Genomic DNA, 13,603 nt, shown 5'->3' on the forward strand with positions numbered 1-13,603 from the left:
CTGTGCAATGACTTCTGCTTAAGGCTGGCAAAACGCCCACGTGCACGCAAGTGCGACGTGGGCGTTTTACATGGGGGTGCAAAGTCTTAGTTGACCTTGATGTTCCGTTCCTTCACCAGCGTCTTCCACTGCGCCGTTTCCTTGGCCAGATGGTCGCGCAGCGCCTCGGGCGAACCGCCGATGGATTCCGCGCCAATCGAATCCAGCGTGGCCCGGACCTTGGGTTCGGCCAGCGCAACGCGCATGGCTTCGTTCAGCTTGGCCACCACTTCCGGCGGCGTGCCGGCGGGGGCGAAGGCGGCAAACCAGGGCATCAGTTCATAGCCCGGCACGCCCGCTTCCTGCATCGTCGGCACGTCGGGCAGGGCGGCGGAGCGCTTGGCGGTGGTCACGCCCAACGCGCGCAGCTTGCCCGTGGCAATGTGCGGCTTGGCCGACGTGATGCTGTCGAACATGTAGTCCACTTGGCCGCCCAAAAGGTCGGCCACGGCGGGGCCGCTGCCTTTGTAGGGCACGTGCAGCATCTCGACACCCGTCATCGACACGAACAATTCGCCCGCCAGGTGGATGGACGTGCCGACGCCGGCCGAGGCGTAGGTGTAGTGATTGGGCTGGGCCTTGGCCTTGGCGATGACGTCCGCCACGCTGGTGGCGCCGGTGCGCTCGGGGTTGGTGACCAGCACGTTGGGCACCACGGCCAGCAGCGAGATCGGGGCGAAGTCCTTGATGGGGTCGTAATTCAGGTCGGTGTACAAGGCCGGGTTCACGGCCATGCCGTTGGCCACGATCAGGATGGTGTAGCCGTCAGGCTTGGAACGCGCCACGCCGGCCGCGCCGATGTTGCCGCCCGCGCCCGCGCGGTTTTCCACGATGAACGTGGTGTTGAGCTGCTTGCCCATCGATTCGCTCAGCGTGCGGGCGATGCTGTCCATGGCGCCGCCGGGCGGGAAGGGCACGACCCACTTGACCGGGCGGTCGGGGTAGCTATCGGCCAGCGCGGCGGACGTGCCGCCCAGCAAGGACAGGGCCAGGATGGCGCGGGCAAAGGGTTTGATTACATGGCGCAGGCGCATGGTTGTCTCCGTGGTGCTTGATGGTTGGTGGGCGCGCTCTTGGCGGCGCGGGCCCGTCTTGCCGGGTATGAAAGCGTTATCCGTTAACGGTGCTTGGCGTTCGTCAGTGTTTGGTGGTGGTCGATCGTGTTTGATAGGGGGGGCAGCCGCGCTTAGCGGTCGCGGCGGTAGAAATTCAATTTGTCTTCGTCCAGCGTCAACCCCAGGCCGGGGCCGTCGGGCAGTTCCAGTTCAAAGTCGGCGTAGCGCGGCGGATTCGCCACGATGTCGTCCTTCAGCAGCAGCGGGCCGAACAGTTCCGTGCCCCACGACAGGCGGGGCAGGCAGGCAAAGCCGTGCGCCGACGCGATGGACCCCACCGAGCCTTCCAGCATGGTGCCGCCATACAGCGACATGCCCGCCGCGTCGCCCACGGCCGCCGTGCGCAGCATTTCATACAAGCCGCCGGACTTGGCGATCTTCAAGGCCAGCACATCGGCCGCGCCCTGGCGCGCGATCTCCAGCGCGTCTTCCGGGCCGTTGACGGCTTCGTCCGCCATGATGGGCACCACGAAGCGCGCCGCCAGCCGCGCCATGCCGGCCAGGTTGGCGCGCGGAATGGGTTGTTCGATCAGGTCCACGCCCGCCGCTTCCAGCCGGGCGATGGCGCCGGCAGCATCCGCTTCGTTCCAGGCCTGGTTCACGTCTACCGTGACGCGGGCGCGGTCGCCCAGCGCCTGCTTGATGCGCGACACGTGCGCCACGTCTTCCGACACGGCGCGGCGTCCCACCTTCAGCTTGAAGGTGTTGTGGCGGCGGCTTTGCAACAGCGATTCGGCTTCTTCGATATCGCGCGCGGTGTCGCCGCTGGCCAAGGTCCACAACACGGGCAGGCGCTTGCGTACCGCGCCGCCCAGCAAGGTGGACACCGGCACGTTCAGGCGCTTGCCTTGCGCGTCCAGCAGCGCGGTTTCCAATGCCGACTTGGCGAAGCGATTGCCGCGCGCCACCTTGTCCAGCCGCTGCATGGCGGCGTGGATATTGGTGGCGTCACCGCCCGCCAGCGCGGGCGCCAGATAGGTATCGATGGCCAGTTTGATGCCCTCGGGGCTTTCTTCTCCGTAGGACAGACCGCCGATGGTGGTGGCCTCGCCTATGCCTTCGATGCCGTCGCTGCACGTCAGCCGCACAATCACCAGCGTCTGGCGCTGCATGACCGCCATGGCCAGTTGATGGGCGCGGATGGTGGGCAGGTCCACCAGAATGGCCTGGACCGAGAGAATGCTTACCGGATTCATACTTTTACTGCCAAGGGTTGAGCACAAACCGCAGTATGGCTTGTGCTTTCCGCGCCAGTCCAAGACTATATGGGTTTCCATTAATACCTTTAAGGTCTAGGTCAGCCATGGAACTCAGGCACCTCCGGTATTTCCAGGCGGTAGCGGAAGAGGGCAGTTTCACGCGCGCCGCCGTCCGCCTGCACATCGCCCAGCCGCCGCTCAGCCGCCAGATTCGCCAGCTTGAGGACGAGCTGGGCGTGCTGCTGTTTGAACGCACGACGCGCGCGCTGCGCCTGACCGAGGCCGGGCGCTTTCTGTTGGAGCAGTCGCGCCTGCTGACCGCTCGGCTGGAAGAGGTGCTGGAAGGCACGCGCCGGCTGGGGCAGACTCAGCGGCGCTGGTTCGGCATTGGTTTCGTGCCGTCCACGCTATATGGATTCGTGCCGGAATTGATCCGGCAACTGCGCAGTGCCGACCCGCAAGTGGAAGTAGGGCTGATGGAAATGACGACCTTGCCGCAGCTGGAGGCGCTGAAGGCCGGTCGCATCGACCTGGGCATCGGTCGGATCCTGCTGGACGACCCGGCCATTGAACGGCGGGTGCTGATGACGGAGGCCCTGGTGGCCGCCGTGCCCCTGCACCACCCCTTGGCGGGCGCGCCCAGCGTGTCGGTGGCGCGCCTGGCGCAAGAGCCCTTTGTGCTGTATCCGGCGCGGCCCCGGCCCAACTTCGCGGACCACGTGCTGGGGCTGTTCCGCGCGGCCGGTCATTCGCTGCAAGTGGTGCAAGAGGCCAATGAATTGCAGACGGCAATTGGGCTGGTCGCGGCGGGCTTGGGGGTAACGGTGGTGCCGGCATCCGTGCAGCGCTTGCAGCGTCAGGACGTGGCGCATGTGCCGATCGAGGGCGATGGCTTTGTGTCGCCGGTAATTGCCAGCTATCGCAAGGACGACGGGTCGGAATTCCTGGCGCGCGCGCTGAGCCTGGCGCAAACCTTGGCATCCCGCAGCGAAACGCCCGCCTGACCCCTTCAGAAGCTGACCGCCAGCCCCACCGAAAACCCCGACACATTGGTGCCGAACACATAACGGCCCACCAGCCGCGTGCGGGTGATGATGACGTCGTAGGCGCTGGAATCCAGTTCCAGGCCCGCGCCCACGGACGTCAGGCGGTCAAAGCCCAGCACGCCGCGCTGGTCGCCCAGGAATTCGGAGTGCGTCAGTTCCAGCACATAGCGCAGCGGCCGTTGCAGCAGCACGATGCCCGTGGGCGCCCGGTAGCGCGCCCACAGGTTGGCCGATTGCGCGGTGGCGTTGCCCTGTACGGCGGCAGAACTGGAGAAGCTCTTCAGGCGAATGTCCGAATAGCGCAGTTCCACGTCCACTTCGTAGCCGGGCCGGTAGTGCTCGTAATCCAGCATCAGCGATCCGCCCAGGCCGTAGGCGTTCAAGGACCCACGGTCCAGGAAATCAACGTCGGTGCCGGTCTGCCGCCCCACATACCAGCTTGCGGCGCGCAGGTCGCTGGTGACGTTGCCTAGCGCCACGTTGAAGATGGGACGCAGCTTCAGTTCATCGGTCAGCTTGAAGTCCCAGCCGATGCCGCCGGTGGCCGACAGGCTGTTCCATTTGGTGGGAATGCTGCGGCTTTCTGCGCCTTGCGTAGCCACAAAGGTGGGGTCGTAGCGGCTGCCGGCCAACACGCCTTCCAGGTAGATGGGCACCGAATCCGAAATGGTGTCGCCGCCGCCCAACTGCGTCATGAAGAATTCGGTGGACCCCGTTGTGGAACCGCCACCACTGCCGATGGAAAGCGAACTGGTCGTGATGTCAGGCACGATGGAAAACGACATCAAGGCCAAGACGCCGTTGGCGCGCTTTTGCAGGTCGTCCTGGCTGAGCCGCAGCGATTGCGCGTTGGCGTCAGGCAGCACGGCCAGCGCGATCAGCACGGCCACCAAGCTCACTTTCCGTTTTGTCGCCATGTCGATGAGCCGTGTTGACCAGGGGTCGCAACGCTGGATAGGGCAAGCATGCCTGGCATGGCAGGACGCATCGGGGAGGTGACGCGCTTGCCCGCACCAGGAGGGTATAGAGGCATGCGGCTAGGTGACCGCCGCGAAAATCAGAATACAGAACTCTTTTTGTTTTTTCCAGACTTTCAGTCCGCGCGTCCAGGATCAAGCCTGGGGTCAGGTCTCGGTCCGACCCGGATCAGGCAGCGGCGGACCAGGCCATGCCGGGCTCGGCGCATTCCGGTAACGCCATGTCCGAGTGCCCGGGACCCACCCAGCGCACCCGTTCGCGCGTGGCGTCAATGCAACCGCCTTGCGCGTACACGCCCTGCGGATCGCGGATGCGCGCCATGCGTAGAAGCACGGCGGCGGTGGCCGCGGGGTCGGCCAAGGTTTGCCGCACGCGCTCGCGGACGATCTGTTCGTCCATATAGAGCTTGCCCGTGGCGTCGGTGCGCAGGCCATGGCGCCAATGGAAGATCTCCACGCATTTGGATGTCAATGTGTAGGGCTCGCCGTGTTCCCAGAAATTGTTGAACTGGCCGTTGCCCAGATAAAACACCCACGACCCCTCGTAACCTTCCACGTCGGAGGACACGGGGTCGGGGTTGCGGAACCACAGCCGGTCACCCGGCACGTAAAAGCGTTGCGGCAAAGGCGCGTCCAGGGACCCGTATTCGTGCAGGAAGGCTTCATGAAAACGGCCGGACATGACGGCGCGGGTTTCCCATTGGCGTTGCAGGCGGCTGGCCAGATCGGGGTTGGCGTGCTGGAGCTCTTGCGCAATGCCCAGCACGGTCACGTATTCCGTCGCGCGATAGCACGAGAACGCATACAACTGCCCCGACGCCTCGGGCTGCGTCGCCTTGCGCAAGCCCTCGATCAACGAGCGCCCCGGCAAGATGGTGAAGCCGCGCGTCTCGTCGTAAGTCCAGTAGTCTTCGGGGCGTTCCGCATGTTCGGTGTCGAACGCCAGCGCCGTCTTGCGGGCGGCCTGCACGATGTAGCGCCGGATCCGCACGGCCGACGCCAGTTCGGCCACGTTGGGAAAGGTGAACGGTACGGGGCTGGCCAGCATCGCCAGCAGGATTTCGCGGTCCAGGTCGCCGGTGTCGGTGTCGGGCCGCAAGCCCAACTTTCGCGCCACGTCCGTGGTGTCGTGTTGCGGCAGGAACGTCTGGGCAAAGGCGGCGTGCAGCCAGGCATGCGCCCCGGCCGTGGCCCCGGCCAGGCCTGCGCAGATGGCCGCCTGGCGCAGCCCGGTCTGCGCCAGAAACTGGTCCAGTTCAGGCAGTGCTTTGCTTGCATAGTGGGAACCGGGAGAGTCGGGAGACTCGATGCGTATGCCGCCCCGAGGCGGGGGAACCAAAGTTTGCTCAAAAAACCGCATGAAAGTCCAAGCCGAATAGTGGAACAGCATCCATGTGGAAATTGTAGGCAGGCGGCCTTAATAGCACCTGTACGCAAGCGGTATTTGTGCCTGGACGGGATGGGCTGCCTGCGCCGTTTGCCTATTTGGCGACGTAAACCTGGGAGGCGGCATCAAAGGCATATACGGCTACGTCCGCTGCTCCCAGTTGGCGCGTCTTGTTCGGCCCGGAAATCGTGGTGCCGCTGGGTTTGACGGTCACCGTGGGCATGTCCTGCCGGCCGTCCTGGGAAAAGACCAGTTCGCCCGTGCTGGACGTGCAGGGCATGACGTCGCCATCGGCGCAGGCCGCGCTGTTGTCTTCGCCGGTCAGCACGCTACCCACATAGGTCCAGACGTGGCCGTCGATGTCGTTTTTCAAGCGTTCGGGGTTGAAAACCAGCAGGGCATAGCCGTCGCTGGTGATGCCGTTGTCAAAGTTGGTGGTGGGCACGGCCAGCAGCAGCTTGCCGGCCGGGGTGCGATGTTCCCGCGGCTTGCGGCCGGTGTCGACATCTTCGCCGCGCTCGTACGCGCCAAATTCACCGATGGTGGGCTCCATGCCACGGAATTTCCAGGGTGTGTCGGAGGCCGGGTCGGTCAGGACGAAAGTGGCCTCGGCCAGGTTCACCCGCGTGCCGGGACCAGCTTCGTGTTCCGCTTCGGTCTGAGCGCCCGCCGCCTGGGTGTAACGGGGGGCGGTCTGCCAGGCGAAGCCGGTGTAATAGTGCGTGCCTTCGGATTCGAACGCATGGCCGAACCAGTAGGTGGCGATGCGGGCATTCTCGACCTCGACCGTCGTTTCGCCCTTACCGTCAATCTGAAAGAGGGTGTCCATCACCGTGGCGGCGTCGGGCGGCGTGACGGCCGCCGCGGCTTGCCGCGAGAGGGAGCCGGGCGCGTTGGGCGCGGCGGCGGCGGGCGTCGTGGCCAGGGCGGCAAACGCTACGGCAAGCAGGCTGGCCAAGGTCGCGCGCAGGGTTGGGGAGGCCTTCAAGGAGGAGGTCATAGCGGTTACGTTGTTATGTTGTTTTCGATTTGCAGCGGGCAGTTCGCGCCGATCATCTAGTCGGTGACAAGCGCCTGGGGCCTGCCGTGCGCTGGCGAGTATATAGGCGTGTGTGTACCAGGGGGCTTCACAATATTTCATGAGTTACAGGGTGCTTGCTGTGGCCCACCCCGCGCTACGCGCCCGCCAACACCGCCTCACGGAACTCTTTCATCAGCGGCGACCACAGTGTCCCGTGCCGCGAAATCAAGGCAATGTTGCGCCGTAGCGGCGGCCCCAGCGCCAACGGTAGCGCCGCCACATCCGCCGTGGTGGCCAGCGCGCTTCGGGGCAATATCGCCAGCATCTCGGATCCGGCCAGCAGCCGCAGCGAGCCTTCGGAAAAATGTTCGACCTCAAGCGCGGCCAGCGGCAGGCCCAGGCCCGCTTCCGAGAAACGTGCGTCCAGCAAGTGGCGGGACACGGACGTGGGCGGGGGCAGGATCCAGCGCTGGCTGCTTACGTCACCAAGCGTCACGCGCGCCTTCGAGGCCAGCGGGTGGCGCCTGCTGGCTGCGACGCACAAGGCATCGTCGAACATGATTTCGTGGCGCAGGCTGGCGGGGCCATCGGTATAGACGGGTGTGATGGCCAGATCGAGCTTGCCGCTTTCCACCCGGGCATTCAGATCGTCGGAAAGCCCTTGCGTAAGCTGCACTCGCAATGCCGGACGGCGAGGCAGCAAGCGGTCCAGCACCGGCATCACCACGCTGTCCATCGTGGCGCCGGTGGCGCCAAGGCGCAGCAGCCCCGCTTCGCCCACCCGCAGTTCCATGGCGTGGCGGACCGCATCGCGGTATTCGGCCCACAGCCGTTTGGCGTGCTGCAGGAACACCATGCCTTCGGAACTCAGCGTCAAGCCGCGTCCGTGCCGCAGCATCAGGGCCAGCCCGGTGTCGGCCTCCAGGCGCCGCAAGGATTTGGACAGCGCGGGCTGGCTGACCCCGCAGGCCGCTGCCGCCCGTTCCAGATGGCCGTGCTCGACGGCCGCCAAGAAATATTCGATGTCACGCAGGGATAGATTCATGAACGACAGGAATTCCAGATAGCACTTTTGGGAATATTACGCTGCTTGCGCACGCCTAGAATTCGGACATACCCCACTCAAACAAAGGCCCGCCAGATGTCGAATCGCCCCAATATCGTTTTGATCGTTGCTGACAACCTGGGTTGGGGCGAACTCGGCTGCTATGGCGGCGGGGCGCTGCGCGGCGCGCCCACGCCCAATATCGACCGGCTGGCCACCGAAGGCCTGCTGCTGCAGAACTTCAATGTGGAAAGCGACTGCGTGCCGACCCGCTCGGCGCTCATGAGCGGCCGGCACCCCATCCGCACTGGTTGCCTGCAATCCGTGCCGCCCGGTCTGCCACAAGGGCTGACTCGCGACGAGATCACGCTGGCCCAGCAACTGTCGGGGCAAGGCTATGCCACGGCGCATTACGGTAAATGGCATTTGGGCGATATTCCCGGCCGCTATCCGTCGGATCGTGGTTTTGACCATTGGTATGGCATTCCGCGCACCACCGACGAAAGCCAGTTCACGTCGTCGATCGGTTTTGATCCCAGCGTGGCCGATTTGCCCCACATCATGGAAGGCCGCGCGGGGCAGCCGTCAACCAACGTGAAGGTGTACGACCTGGACAGCCGGCGCGGCATCGACGCCGAACTGGTAGAGCACGCGCAGACCTTCATGCGCGAGCAGGCGCGCGGCGGACAGCCCTTCTTTTTATATCTGCCGCTGGTGCATCTGCACTTTCCCACGCTGCCGCACCCCGACTTTGCCGGACGCACCGGCGCGGGCGACTTCGCCGATTCCATGGTGGAAATGGATCACCGCGTGGGCCAGATCATGGCCGAAGTCGACGAACTGGGTTTGCGCGACAACACCGTCTTCATCTTTTGCAGCGACAACGGCCCGGAATTCCGCAAGCCCTATCGCGGCACGGCCGGCCCCTGGAGCGGCACCTATCACACGGCCATGGAAGGCAGCCTGCGCGTGCCGTTCATCATTCGTTGGCCGGGCAAGGTCAAGCCGGGCCAGGTGTCCAACGAAATCGTCCACGTGACCGACCTGTACACCACGCTGTCGCGCATCGGCGGGGCCAGCGTGCCGCAAGACCGGCCCATTGATGGCATCGACCAGACCGACTTCTTTACCGGCGCGCGTCCGGACTCGGCGCGCGAGGGCTTTCTTTTCTACATCAAGAACGACCTGCGCGCCCTGAAATGGCGCGACTGGAAGCTGCACTTCTACTGGGAACCCGAGGTGAACGAGGGCAAGGGCAAGCTGGAATCGCCGTACCTGTTCAACCTGAAGCAGGATCCCAAGGAAGAAAGCGATATCTTCGTTTTCAACACCTGGGTGCTCGGCCCCATGCTGAAAATGGTGCAAGCCTTCAATCAGTCTTGCGCCGAACACCCAAACACCACGCCCGGTCGACCTGACGGGGATTGAACGGCCCGCAAAGACGGCGCCAAGCACAAGGGGAAATCATGAATACCGTTGTACGTCGCAGTATCGCGTGTCTGGGCCTGGGTTGTGCGCTGGCCCTGCCTGTTGCTTCCCAGGCCGAGCCGCCGCTGGCCTGGCCTGCCAAACAGATCAACTGGATTGTGGGCTTCGTGCCGGGCGGCTCGGCCGACGTGTTGACACGGGTGGCGGCGCAGGACCTGGCGCAGCGCACGGGCTTGAACGTGGTGGTGGAAAACAAGCCCGGCGCGTCGGGCGCCATCGCGCTTCAGATCGTGGCGCGCAGCAAGGCCAGCGACGGCTACCTGATCACGGTGCCGGGTCCGCTCATCTATCCGACGCCGCAGCCGGCAATCGGCAAAGAGCTGGCGCCGGTGATGTTGATGGCGCAGGGGCCGATGGTGATCGTGGGTCCGGCCAAGCAAGCCTTGCCCAGCTTGGCTGACGTGTTGGCGGATGCACGCAAGCGCCCCGAGGCCTGGAGCTACGGCAGTTCCGGCAATGGCACTTCGCAACACCTGGCGGGCGAATTGTTGAATCAGGTTGCCGGCACGCGCATCGTGCACGTGCCCTACAAGGGCGGCGGACAGGCAGTGTCGGACGTGACCGGCGGCCAGATTCCCTTGGCCATCCTGGGCTCGTCGCCCGTGTTGCCGCAGATCAAGGCCGGCGCGCTCAAGGCCTATGCGGTGACGACTCCGCAGCGCTTGGCCGCCTTGCCCGAAGTGCCCACCGTTGCCGAATCCGGCTTTCCTGGCTATGCCGCCAGTCAGTGGTTTTCGGTGGCGGCATCGCCCGATATCGATGCGGCCGTGCTTGATCAGTTGAACGCGGCCTTGCAGAAAACGCTGCAGTCACCCGCGTTCCAAACCGCTGTCACCACTGCGGGCATGATCGCGGCAGGCGGCTCGCCCGCGGACCTGCAGCGCTTCATTGCGGACGACACGGCCAAATGGCAGAAACTGCTGGATAGCGGCGCCATCAAATTGGCAAACTGAACCCGCGGTTCATGGGGTGCGCGCCGGTGCCTGGGCCGCCAGCGGCGCGTACTGTCCCATCAACGCCACCACCCAATCGATAAACACCCGCAGCTTGGTGCTGACATGCCGGTTGGGCGGAAAGGCGATGGTCAGCGGCATGGACTCCAGCCGCCAGTCCTGAAACAGCGGCTGCAATTCGCCCGTGGCCAGGTGCGGCTGGGCCATGTATTCCGGTAGCCACAGTACGCCCAGCCCGGCCAGGCCCGCCGCCAGATAGGCGTTGCCGTCATCCACCGCCAGCACGTAGCGCCCATGCACGTGCACGCTTTCGTCGCCGCGCTGCATGGCGTAGGGAAAAGCCTTGCCCAGCCGTTGCCACAGATAGCCCACGATGCGGTGATGCGTGTCTTCCAGTTCGCGCGGATGCGCCGGCTGGCCGGCGCGTGCCAGGTAGCTGGGCGCGGCGTACACGCCCAGTTGCAGGTCGCCCACCCGGCGCGCCATCAAGGACAGGTCGGTCAATTCGCCGCCTCGCACCACACAGTCCACGTTTTCCGCGATCACATCCACGATGCGATCGCTTGCGCCCATGTCCAGTTGGATATCGGGATACTGCGCGTGAAAGGCAGGCAGCGCCGGAATCAGCACCATGCGCGCCAAGGGGCTGGGCACGTCCACCCGCAAGCGGCCCCGTGGCGAAGCCGACGCCGCCGACAGGCTGGTTTCGGCGTCGTCCATATCCGCCAGCAATTTCAACACCCGCTCGTAGTAGGCGGCACCGTCGGCGGTGACCTTTACCTGGCGCGTGGTGCGGTTCAACAGCCGGACGCGCAACCGCGCCTCCAGTTGCTGCACCAGCTGCGTCACGGTGGTCTTGCTCATGTGCAGGGTTTCGGCCGCCTTGGTGAAGCTGCCTGCTTCCACCACGCGGGCAAACGCCTGCATCGCATCGAATCGGTCCATGGGAACTCCGGCGGGCTTGAAGAGTGTTTGGATTCTACAAACAGTGATGGACAGGCTTGCGCGTTTATCGGCGCGCCGCGCGTCTTTACAGTGGAGCCATCGCTAACGACGGGCCGCTTTCCTTCCTGACGACGGCCCACCCACGGAGCTACTCATGACGACACGAGACGTTGTTTTTCCCGCCGGCCGCCACGCGCTTTACGAACGCCACCGCTATTCCCCCGCCATCCGGTCCAACGGATTCCTGTTCGTCTCGGGCCAGGTCGGCAGCCGCGAGGACGGCTCGCCCGAGCCCGACCTGCAAGCGCAGGTACGGCTGGCCTTTGACAATCTGAACGCCATTCTGAAAGCGGCGGACTGCACCTTTGACAATGTGGTGGACGTGACGGTGTTCATGGTCGACCCCGCGTCCAGGTTCGAGCAGATCTGGCAGGTGGTGCCAGAGTATTGGGGCGCTGCGCCGTATCCCTCGCTGACCGCCGTGGGTGTTACGTGGCTGGCCGGGTTTGACTTTGAAATCAAGGTGGTGGCAAAGCTGCCCGACAACGCCTGACGTGTTTGACGCGGGCCGCTGGCCGGCCCGGCGTACGTCCGGGCGGCGCTTACTTCACCACGTAGTTGTTGGCCTCGGCTTCACCCGCCCACTTGCGCAACGCTGAAATGAACTCGGGGCACACATTGCCGTCCACGCTGGAACTGGTGATGACGCTGTTTTCCATGCGCATCAGCACCGTGCATTCGTACACGCGCGTGCGGTTCTGATAGTGGCCGGTGCTATTGGTCTGGAATACCGGTGTGGCGGCGGACGTGTTGGTGGCGGGAATCATGCCCACCACCTGCTGGCTGGTGCCCGTGGTGACCCATTCCGTGTAGGGGGCGGCCTGGTAGTCGGACCATTCCAGTTCCATCGTGTTGCCTACGGCGCGCTTCTTCGACGGTTCACCCAGCGCGGCGATGGCGTCGTTGATGGAGCGGCCTTCCATGTTCTTGGCCACGTTCACGCTGGGTGAAAACGACAGCCCCGACTTGAACACATTGCTCAGCGAAGGCAGCCCGGAGCTACCTCCATCGGGCATCGGGGCGCACCCCGCCAAGCCTGTCGCGGCGACGATCAGGGCGGCCGGCAGCAGCAGCGGTTTGCGGCGGTTGGGGGCTTGCGTAGGCAACGTCATGGTGTTCGGGCGATGTTCCGTGGCAGAGGGCATGCGGCATCCGCAGCGGGCAGGCAAACCGGGCCTCGCGCGCTGTGTTTGTTTCTCTTCGTGACAAACCCCGCGTAGGGCATTGCACGGAAAAACCGGTGCCACGCGTGTGCTGACGAGTGATGCGCTTAAGAAAAGTCCGACATTTTTACCGGAAAACGGGGCCAGCATTCCTATCACGGTATGTGAAATTTGTTACGCAATATGCCTGGGTAAGCGCAATTCGGGGGGATGGAGCGGGGGAGCTCTTTGCTAAGATCGTCCCCGCTTCCAACCCCATCCAGATCCCGACGATGATGCCTGCCCGCTTTCACCCCCTGATCCGCGCCGCCTTCGCCGCTATCGCCTTGGTGGCGGGCCTGGCGGCCAACCCAGCCTATGCCGACAAGCAATTTGGCGGCATCGCCACCGATGGCAATCACGACAAGACCTATTGGGTCCTGCCCGAAGCATCGCAAAAGGATGCCGAGGCCGCGGGCCTGGCCGAGTGCCGGCGCCAGGGCGGCAAGGAATGCAAGAAATTAGGTTGGTTCTCGGACAGTTGCATGGCCTATGCGCGCAACTCGCGGCAGGATCTGTTTCCCGGCAACAGCGTGTCGCCCGAACTGGCCGCCAAGAAAGCCATGCGCCGTTGCACGGCCGGCAGCTCCGACGGCAAGTGCCGCTTGATGACCCTGCCTTACTGCGTCGGCCCGGGTTACAGCGCAGCCGACCTGCAGGCCGCCAGGCGCGCCAAGCCGGCAGAGGTGGAAGCCTTGTCCGCCAAGGTGAACGACCGCGAATTCTGGGGCGCCCTGGCCGAAAACGCCGACGGCGGTCTGCTGTATTCAGACGGCTATCCCAAGGAAGACGACGCCATCTCGTCGCTGCTGAAATGGGAAGACTGCAAGGACTGCCGCAAGGTCCTGACCTACAAAGACACCTGCGTCGGCATGGCCTGGGTGAAGGGCAGCGAAGGCCGGGGCACGCGCTTCACGGCGCTGAACCCCGACCCCGTTGCCGCGCGCGAGCAGGCGCGCTCGGTATGCACCACCAAGACCGGCGCACCGGCTTGCGTGGCGATGCTGCGTTGCTCGGGCCGAGCCTACATCGACGGCTACCCCGGCGAAGACGTCAAGCCGAAGTAAGCCGCAGATTCTGACACGCTACGCCTGGGCACGCGACGGATCACGCTCTTTGCGATCCT

The 13,603-nt window shown here is 64.7% G+C and carries 13 protein-coding genes; 5 read left to right on the plus strand and 8 right to left on the minus strand.

The features are described 5' to 3' along the window. Window positions 1-86 precede the first annotated feature (86 nt). Together ELS24_RS14025 and ELS24_RS14030 are read right to left on the minus strand one after the other, a co-directional pair. Entirely contained in the window at window positions 87-1,073 is a 987-nt protein-coding gene (locus ELS24_RS14025; RefSeq protein ID WP_050444945.1) for a tripartite tricarboxylate transporter substrate binding protein, read from the minus strand. Window positions 1,074-1,225: 152 nt separating this feature from the next. Further along, window positions 1,226-2,350 (minus strand): muconate/chloromuconate family cycloisomerase, encoded by a 1,125-nt coding sequence (locus tag ELS24_RS14030; RefSeq protein WP_050444944.1) that lies wholly within the window; start codon window positions 2,348-2,350, stop codon window positions 1,226-1,228. A 107-nt stretch (window positions 2,351-2,457) separates the two neighbouring features. Between ELS24_RS14030 and ELS24_RS14035 the strand changes: the two genes are divergently transcribed. Next, window positions 2,458-3,357, plus strand: a complete 900-nt coding sequence (locus ELS24_RS14035; protein ID WP_127184467.1) for a LysR family transcriptional regulator — start codon at window positions 2,458-2,460, stop codon at window positions 3,355-3,357. Between the two features lie 5 nt (window positions 3,358-3,362). On the opposite strand, the gene ELS24_RS14040 is transcribed toward ELS24_RS14035, so the two are convergent. The 4 genes from ELS24_RS14040 to ELS24_RS14055 all read right to left on the minus strand — a co-directional run bounded on the left by ELS24_RS14040 (window position 3,363) and on the right by ELS24_RS14055 (window position 7,829). Then, the gene (locus ELS24_RS14040) at window positions 3,363-4,316 is read right to left on the minus strand and encodes a hypothetical protein (RefSeq protein WP_240669513.1); all 954 of its coding nucleotides are present in this window, start codon (window positions 4,314-4,316) and stop codon (window positions 3,363-3,365) included. A 229-nt stretch (window positions 4,317-4,545) separates the two neighbouring features. Further along, on the minus strand, window positions 4,546-5,736 hold the full coding sequence (locus ELS24_RS14045) for a hypothetical protein (protein WP_127184468.1): 1,191 nt from the start codon (window positions 5,734-5,736) through the stop codon (window positions 4,546-4,548). A gap of 121 nt (window positions 5,737-5,857) precedes the next feature. After that, window positions 5,858-6,763 (minus strand): hypothetical protein, encoded by a 906-nt coding sequence (locus tag ELS24_RS14050; RefSeq protein WP_127184469.1) that lies wholly within the window; start codon window positions 6,761-6,763, stop codon window positions 5,858-5,860. A 175-nt stretch (window positions 6,764-6,938) separates the two neighbouring features. Next, window positions 6,939-7,829 (minus strand): LysR family transcriptional regulator, encoded by an 891-nt coding sequence (locus tag ELS24_RS14055; protein ID WP_050445020.1) that lies wholly within the window; start codon window positions 7,827-7,829, stop codon window positions 6,939-6,941. 96 nt (window positions 7,830-7,925) lie between these two features. Between ELS24_RS14055 and ELS24_RS14060 the strand changes: the two genes are divergently transcribed. Both ELS24_RS14060 and ELS24_RS14065 read left to right on the plus strand, forming a co-directional pair. Then, window positions 7,926-9,257 (plus strand): arylsulfatase, encoded by a 1,332-nt coding sequence (locus ELS24_RS14060; RefSeq protein ID WP_050444941.1) that lies wholly within the window; start codon window positions 7,926-7,928, stop codon window positions 9,255-9,257. Between the two features lie 38 nt (window positions 9,258-9,295). After that, complete coding sequence (locus ELS24_RS14065; protein WP_050444940.1) at window positions 9,296-10,270, plus strand: Bug family tripartite tricarboxylate transporter substrate binding protein; 975 nt, start codon at window positions 9,296-9,298, stop codon at window positions 10,268-10,270. A 9-nt stretch (window positions 10,271-10,279) separates the two neighbouring features. Here the strand turns inward: ELS24_RS14065 and ELS24_RS14070 are convergent, their stop codons facing one another. Next, window positions 10,280-11,215: a LysR family transcriptional regulator gene (locus tag ELS24_RS14070; RefSeq protein WP_050444939.1), complete on the minus strand. Its 936-nt coding sequence runs from the start codon at window positions 11,213-11,215 to the stop codon at window positions 10,280-10,282. 154 nt (window positions 11,216-11,369) lie between these two features. On the opposite strand from ELS24_RS14070, the gene ELS24_RS14075 reads away from it, so the two are divergent. After that, the gene (locus ELS24_RS14075) at window positions 11,370-11,768 is read left to right on the plus strand and encodes a RidA family protein (RefSeq protein ID WP_050444938.1); all 399 of its coding nucleotides are present in this window, start codon (window positions 11,370-11,372) and stop codon (window positions 11,766-11,768) included. Between the two features lie 49 nt (window positions 11,769-11,817). Here the strand turns inward: ELS24_RS14075 and ELS24_RS14080 are convergent, their stop codons facing one another. Beyond that, window positions 11,818-12,420 (minus strand): hypothetical protein, encoded by a 603-nt coding sequence (locus ELS24_RS14080; protein ID WP_230694242.1) that lies wholly within the window; start codon window positions 12,418-12,420, stop codon window positions 11,818-11,820. Window positions 12,421-12,710: 290 nt separating this feature from the next. Between ELS24_RS14080 and ELS24_RS14085 the strand changes: the two genes are divergently transcribed. Beyond that, the gene (locus tag ELS24_RS14085) at window positions 12,711-13,544 is read left to right on the plus strand and encodes a DUF4189 domain-containing protein (RefSeq protein WP_127184470.1); all 834 of its coding nucleotides are present in this window, start codon (window positions 12,711-12,713) and stop codon (window positions 13,542-13,544) included. Window positions 13,545-13,603: the final 59 nt, after the last annotated feature.

The organism is Achromobacter spanius (assembly GCF_003994415.1).
In the GTDB taxonomy this organism is placed as follows: domain Bacteria; phylum Pseudomonadota; class Gammaproteobacteria; order Burkholderiales; family Burkholderiaceae_B; genus Achromobacter; species Achromobacter spanius_C.